Here is a 6,475-nt window from a genome sequence, read left to right on the forward strand (position 1 = left end):
CCCGTGCGGCCTGCGTGGCGACCGCGACGGGCCTCGCCTGCGACGGGCCGGACGACGCGACGCTAACGAGCCCGGTCGTCGGTCCCGGCGGCCTGTCGAAGGCCGGCACCGGCCGCGTCCTGCTCTCGGCCGCCAACACCTATGCCGGCGGCACCAGCCTCTCGGCCGGCACGCTCGCGACTTCCGCGCCCGGAACGCTCGGCGCGACCGACGGCGCCTTGCTGGTCTCGGGCGGGCGGCTCGACCTCGGCGGCACGGCCCAGGCCGTCGGGCTGGTGCGGCTCACCGGAGGCACCATCGCCGACGGGACGCTGCGCGGCTCGGTCTACGACGTGCAGTCCGGCGGCATCGAGGCCGCACTGACCGGCCCCGGGCCGCTGGTGAAGACCGGCGCCGGCACCGTGACGCTGTCCGGCGCCAACGACTTCTCCGGCGGCACCCGCGTCGATGGCGGCACGCTGCAGCTGACCGGGAGCGGTCGTCTCGGCGCCGCGGACGCGGCCCTCGTGGTCGGGGGCGGAACGCTCGATCTCGGCGGCACCGCCTCCAGCGCCGGCCCGGTGGTGCTCACCGCCGGCACGATCCGCAACGGCACGCTGCGCGGCGCGATCTATGGCCTGCAGAGCGGCACCGTGGACGCGGTGCTGTCGGGCCCCGGGACGCTCGCGAAGAGCGGCGACGGCACCGTCCTGCTGACCCAGGCCAACAGCTACGCCGGAACCACCTCGGTCACCAACGGGACCCTGCGCGCCGGCATCGCGGGCGCCCTCCCCGCGGGCAGCGCGCTCCTCGTCGCCGGTGCCGGGACCTTCGACCTCGCCGGCTACGACCAGAGCGTCGCCGCGCTGAACGGCGATGGCCGAGTCTCGCTCGGCGGAGCCACCCTCACCGCCGGCTCGAACGGCACCGACGCGCTGTTTTCCGGCACGATCGACGGCACCGGCACCATCGTGAAGACCGGCGCCGGCCGCCTCGACCTCACCGGCGACAGCCCGTTCGCCGGCGGCGTGACGGTGGCGGAAGGCCGCCTGCGGGTCGGCGGCGACCTCGGCGCGGCCGATGTCGGCGTCGCCTCCGGCGCGACGATCGAGGGCATCGGCACGCTCGGCGGCCTCAGCGTCCGCAGCGGCGGCCGCGCGGCGCCGGGCTACGACGGGATCGGCACGCTGTCGGCCAACGGCAACGTGCTGTTCGAGGCAGGCTCGATCTTCCAGGTGAAGGCGGATGCGGCCGGCAACAGCGACCGGATCGCGGCGGGCGGCGTCGCGACCCTGCGCGGCGGCCTCGTCGACGTGCAGGCGCAGCCAGGCGCCTACAGCGCCAACACCACCTACACGATCCTCACGGCAGCGGGCGGCGTGCAGGGGCAGTTCGCCGCCGTCACCTCCAACTTCGCCTTCCTGACGCCGTCGCTGACTTACGCGGACGACGCGGTGCAGCTGCACCTGATCCGCAACGACCTCGGCTTCGACACCGCCGGCGCGACGGTGAACGGCGTCGCCGCCGGCCGGCGCGCGCAGTCGCTCGGTGCCGGACAGGCGGTCTACGACGCGGTCGGCCCGCTCTCCACCGCCCAGGCCCGGCAGGCCTTTGACGCGCTCTCGGGCGAGGTCCACGCGAGCGCGGTCACCGCGCTCGTCGAGTCCGGCGGGCTGGTGCGCGAGGCGATCCTCGATCGGATGCGCTGGTCGGACGGCGCCGGCCTCACCTGCACGCCGGCCGCGCCCGGCCTGCCGGCAGAGCGCGCACCGATCGCCCGGGTGCCGCTGAACTCCGTGCCCGAATGCGGCACGGGCCTCGGCCCCGGCGGCCTCGACCAGCGGATCGTCGGCTTGTGGGGCCAGGGCTTCGGCAGCTTCGGGCGCACCGGCTCGGACGGCAACGCCGCCGCCCTCCAGCGCAACACCGGCGGCCTCGTGATCGGCGGCGACGTCGCCGCGAGCGACCTGATCCGCGTCGGCGCCGCCGCCGGCTACACCGACACCGCCCTCGACATCCCGCTGCGCATGTCGAGCGGCAACGTCCAGACCGGGTTCGGGTCGGTCTATGCCGGCATCGGCCTCGGCGCGCTCGACCTGCGGATCGGCGGCCTCTACGGCGTCAGCGACACCGAGACCCGGCGCGACATCGCGTTCGCCGGCTTTCGCGACAGCGCCCGCGCCGCCTACGGCGGCAGCGTCGCGCAGGGCTTCGGCGAGGTCGGCTACCGCATGGACCTCGCCGGCCTGACGCTGGAGCCCTTTGCCGGCGGTGCGGTGATCCGCGTCGGGCAGGACGCCTTTTCCGAGACCGGCGGCGCAGCGGCGCTCACCGGCGCGGCGCGCGACGCCACCGTGTCCACCGCGACCGCGGGCGTGCGGGCCGAGGCGCGGATCGATGGCTTCGTCGGCGGCCTGCCGATGCTGCTGCGCGGCCTCGTCGGGTATCGCGGCGCCTTCGGCGACGTCACCCCGAACGGGCTCCTCGCCTTCAATGCCGGTGGCGTCTCGGCGCTGACCCGCGGCGCGCCGGTCGACCGCAGCGCCATGCTGCTCGAGACCGGGTTGAGCTGGATCGTCCTACCCTCGACCACCGTCGGCCTGTCCTATGCCGGGCAGATCGGCGCCCGCGCCCAGGACCACGGCGCCAAGGGCAACCTGACCTACCGCTTCTGACGCCGCCACCACGCGACGAGGGCGGCCCAGGTCCTCTCGATCCAGCGGGCGGCCTTCTCCAGCGGCACCTTCAGCCAGGGCACGTCCTGCGCCAGAAGCGCGAGGCCGAGCGGCAGCATCCACAGGCCGAGCACCGGCAGGATCGAGAAGATCCCGCCGAGGATGAGCAGCAGCGCGGCCCCCACCCGCAGCCACAGGCGCGACGGCTCGCGCAGCCAGCCGACGGCGCGCTGCAGCGGCGCGGGCAGCTTTTGGGAGAGGTGCGCGACGCGCTGGTCCCAATCGTCGGGTGTCGGGTTCATCCTCCAGGAACGCACCAGCGACGAAAACGTCGCCGGATTTTCTCGGTCCCGGTGTGCGGACGGGGCAGCGTCGGGCGCCGCTCAGTAGCCCAGCGTCAAGCCGGTGTTCCGGCGCGGGTCGTTCGCCCCGTAGAACCGGTTCGCCCCGACCGCCTTGCCGCCGAGCACCGGCGCGCCGATCAGGATCGCGGCGAGGTGGTTGGCTGGCTGCGGCCCGGCGAAATGGTGGCCCATGCCCTCAAGGATCCTGCGGGTGTCGGGCGAGAGCGCGAACCGCTCGACGTTGGTGACGTCGGGCAGCCACTGGTTGTGGATGCGGGGCGCGTCGGCCGCCTCCTGCACGTTCATGCCGTAATCGACGACGTTCAGGATGCTGTGCAGCACCACGGTGAGGATGCGGCTGCCGCCCGGCGTGCCGGTGACGAGGACGGGCTTGCCGTCCTTGGTCACGATGGTCGGGCTCATCGAGCTCAGCGGCGTCTTGCCCGGCGCGATGGCGTTGGCCTCGCCCTGCACCAACCCGTAGATGTTCGGGACCCCGACCTTGGCGGTGAAGTCGTCCATCTCGTCGTTGAGCAGCACGCCGGTGCCGGGCACGGTGATGCGCGCGCCGAACCAATCGTTCAAGGTGTAGGTCACCGAGACCGCGTTGCCGGCGCCGTCGACGATGGAATAATGCGTCGTGTTGCTGCCCTCGTGCGGCGGCACCCCCGGCTTGAGCCGGCTCGACACGCCGGCCTTGCCCGGATCGATCGCGCTCCGGATGGTCGCCGCGTAGGCCTTGTCGGTCAGGCGCGCGGTCGGGTTGTCGACGAAGTCGGGATCGCCCAGGTAGCTGTTGCGGTCGACGTAGGCGTGCCGCATCGCCTCGATCTCGTAGTGGATCGCCTGCGCCGAACCCCAGCCGAGATCGCCGAGGGGGTAGCCTTCGAGGATGTTCAGCATCTCGCAGATGACGACGCCGCCGGAGCTCGGCGGCGGGGCCGAGATCACGCGGTAGCCGCGATAGTCGCACTCGACCGGCTTCAGCTCGCGGGTGCGGTAGCGGTCGAGGTCGGCCTGGACGATCAGGCCCTTGCCGGCCTGGCTGGACGCGACGATCGCGCTGCCGACCGGGCCGCCGTAGAAGCCGGCCACGCCGTGCTCGGCGATCGTCCGGAGCGTTCCCGCAAGATCCTTCTGCACGACCGTCCGGCCGGCCCGGAACGGCGCATCGCCGTCGACGAAGATCGCGGCGGAGGCCGGATCCCTGCGCAGGTCCGGGGTGGCGATGGCGAACATGTCGGCATCGCCCTGCTCGAGGACGAAACCGCCCTCGGCGTAGGCGATGGCCGGGGCGATCAGCTCGGCGCGGGCCATCGTCCCGTAGGTCTCGCGCGCCGTCTCCAGGCCGGAGACGGTGCCCGGCACCGCCACGGCGAGGGGGCCGCTGACGCTTAGGCCCTTGATGACGTTCCCGTCCCTGTCGAGGTACATGTCGCGGGTCGCGGCCAAGGGCGCCTTCTCGCGAAAATCGAGGAAGGTCCGGCGCCCGTCGGCGAGCTGGACGGTCATGAAGCCGCCGCCGCCGAGGTTGCCCGCGGCCGGGTAGACCACCGCCAGCGCGTAGCCGACGGCCACCGCCGCATCGACGGCATTGCCGCCGCGCTTCAGCACGTCGACGCCGACCTGGGTCGCGAGGTGCTGCGCGGTCACGACCATGCCGTGCTCGGCCACCGCGGGCGCGATCGAGGCCGCTCGGGCCGGCATCGCGAGGGCGAGGATCGCGAGCATCGCCGCGACGGCCCGGGCCGGCCTGCGGTGCGACCCAGCCGTCCGCGTCGGGCCAGGGCTGCCGTCCGTTCGATCCAGGCGCATCGTCGCTCCGAGGAAAGTTGGTGAGGCCGCGCTCGCGGCCCGGGCGGTGGAATGGGCCGCCAAGGTCGGCGCCGCGTCAAGCGGCGCCGGGCGAAAATCGCGAAGGGCCGCCTCCCGCCCCGCAAGCCGCGTTCCGTGCCCGATCGCGGCGTGCGCCGACGGCGAAAAGCCCCGCCGGCTGGCCTCGGCCCCGGCCCTGCTGTTAAGAGGCCCCTCGACGGGCGGCCCGAAAGAGGCTCGGCCCGACGGAGGAACGATGCCTCGCTTTATTCTCCCCATCGCCGGAGCCGTGCTGATCGCCATGACCGCTGCCGCCAACGCCGACTACACCACCCTGCCCTCCGGCCTGAAGTATCAGGACGAAGTCGTCGGCACCGGGCCCGAGCCGAAGGCCGGCCAGAAGGTGACCGTGCAGTACACCGGCTGGCTCGACGACGCCGGCAAGAAGGGCAAGAAGTTCGATTCCTCGCGGGATCGCAACCAGCCCTTCACCTTCACCCTCGGCGCCGGCCAGGTCATCCAGGGCTGGGACCTCGGCGTCGCCACGATGAAGCAGGGCGGCAAGCGCACCCTGGTGATCCCGGCCGAGCTCGGCTACGGCGCCCGCGGCGCCGGCGGCATCATCCCGCCCGGCGCGACGCTGATCTTCGACGTCGAGCTTCTCGGCGCGAAGTAACGAGGACGGCTGCGCGAACGCGGGAGTTCGAGACGATGCTGTTCGCGCAGCTTCCCGACGACCTGTTCCGGCCGCTGGCCTCGCCGAGCCGGGCCTTCAACGCCGCGCTGCTGCTGCACCTGCACCGCAAGGTGATGGGCACCAGCCCCGACCCGGTGCGCAAGGCGGAGCTGCTGGCCGCCATCGGCGACTTCTCCGCCGACTGGGCGCTCGACCAGCAATCCGACGACGAGCCGGTGCCGGTCGATCCGATCGAGCGGCGCTCGGCGCTGTTCCGGCGCTTTCTCGAGACCGGCTGGCTGATCGAGCGGCGCGAGCGCTACGTGCCGGTGGTCGATTTCGACCCCGAGGCGCGGCTGCTGCTCGAGGAGCTGTCGCGGATGGAGCGCGGCGAGACCCGCTCCTACGGTGCCGCGATCCTCGACGTGCTCGGCAGCCTGGAGAGCGCGATCGCCAACCCGGCCGACCGCTCCGAGGCGCTCGGCAACGCGGCCCGCGCGGCGCAGGCCTTCCTCGGGCACGTCCGCGGGCTGGCCGGCGCGATGCGCAAGATCGAGGAGCGCATTCTGCACGAGGAGGATATGCGCGCCGCCTTCCGCCTCTACTTCGAGGACTTCGTCGAGCGCCACCTGATCAGCGACTACCGGACGCTGCACACGCGCTACAACCCGTTCCGCTTCCGCTCGGCGATCGTGCGCGAGGCGGGCCGCGCGCTGCGCGACCCGCTGCTGATCCGCGCGCTCGCCGAGGCGATCCTGCGCGAGGGAAGGGCGGCGGAACTCCGCGTCGCCGAGCGCGGCGTGCGCGCCGACCTCACCCAGATCCTGTCGATCTTCGAAGGGCTCGACCGGCACCTCGACGCCGTCGACGACGTGGTCGCGCGGATGGAGCGCCGGATCGCGGCCGCCGTCCGCTACATGGACCGGCCGGATTCGGCCGGGATCGAGCGCACGGCGGCGGCCCTGCGCGCGGTCGGCGCCGTGCGC

At 73.3% G+C, this 6,475-nt stretch carries 5 protein-coding genes; 3 read left to right on the forward strand and 2 right to left on the reverse strand.

Annotated features, from left to right (window positions below; genetic code table 11):
* The coding region (locus FV230_RS22565; protein ID WP_210248650.1) for an autotransporter domain-containing protein at positions 1–2,654 on the forward strand (2,654 nt) is incomplete at its 5' end.
* On the opposite strand, the gene FV230_RS22570 is transcribed toward FV230_RS22565, so the two are convergent.
* Both FV230_RS22570 and ggt read right to left on the reverse strand, forming a co-directional pair.
* Positions 2,642–2,956, reverse strand: a complete 315-nt coding sequence (locus FV230_RS22570) for a hypothetical protein (RefSeq protein WP_147728504.1) — start codon at positions 2,954–2,956, stop codon at positions 2,642–2,644. The two genes, FV230_RS22565 and FV230_RS22570, sit on opposite strands and share 13 nt — an antisense overlap.
* A gap of 81 nt (positions 2,957–3,037) precedes the next feature.
* Positions 3,038–4,705 (reverse strand): gamma-glutamyltransferase, encoded by a 1,668-nt coding sequence (gene ggt, locus FV230_RS22575; RefSeq protein WP_246694958.1) that lies wholly within the window; start codon positions 4,703–4,705, stop codon positions 3,038–3,040.
* 364 nt (positions 4,706–5,069) lie between these two features.
* Here ggt and FV230_RS22580 point away from each other — a divergent pair, with 364 nt between their 5' ends.
* Together FV230_RS22580 and FV230_RS22585 are read left to right on the forward strand one after the other, a co-directional pair.
* Complete coding sequence (locus tag FV230_RS22580) at positions 5,070–5,489, forward strand: FKBP-type peptidyl-prolyl cis-trans isomerase (RefSeq protein WP_147728502.1); 420 nt, start codon at positions 5,070–5,072, stop codon at positions 5,487–5,489.
* 35 nt (positions 5,490–5,524) lie between these two features.
* Positions 5,525–6,475 (forward strand): Wadjet anti-phage system protein JetA family protein (locus FV230_RS22585; RefSeq protein ID WP_147844001.1); only part of this gene is annotated, 951 nt, incomplete at its 3' end.

The organism is Methylobacterium sp. WL6, assembly GCF_008040095.1.
Classification (GTDB): Bacteria; Pseudomonadota; Alphaproteobacteria; order Rhizobiales; family Beijerinckiaceae; genus Methylobacterium.

Coding starts and splice junctions, on each gene's coding strand:
- FV230_RS22570 (WP_147728504.1), bottom strand. CDS start 2,956: ATGAACCCGACACCCGACGATTGGGACCAGCGCGTCGCGCACCTCTCC.
- ggt (WP_246694958.1), bottom strand. CDS start 4,705: ATGCCGGCCCGAGCGGCCTCGATCGCGCCCGCGGTGGCCGAGCACGGC.
- FV230_RS22580 (WP_147728502.1), top strand. CDS start 5,070: ATGCCTCGCTTTATTCTCCCCATCGCCGGAGCCGTGCTGATCGCCATG.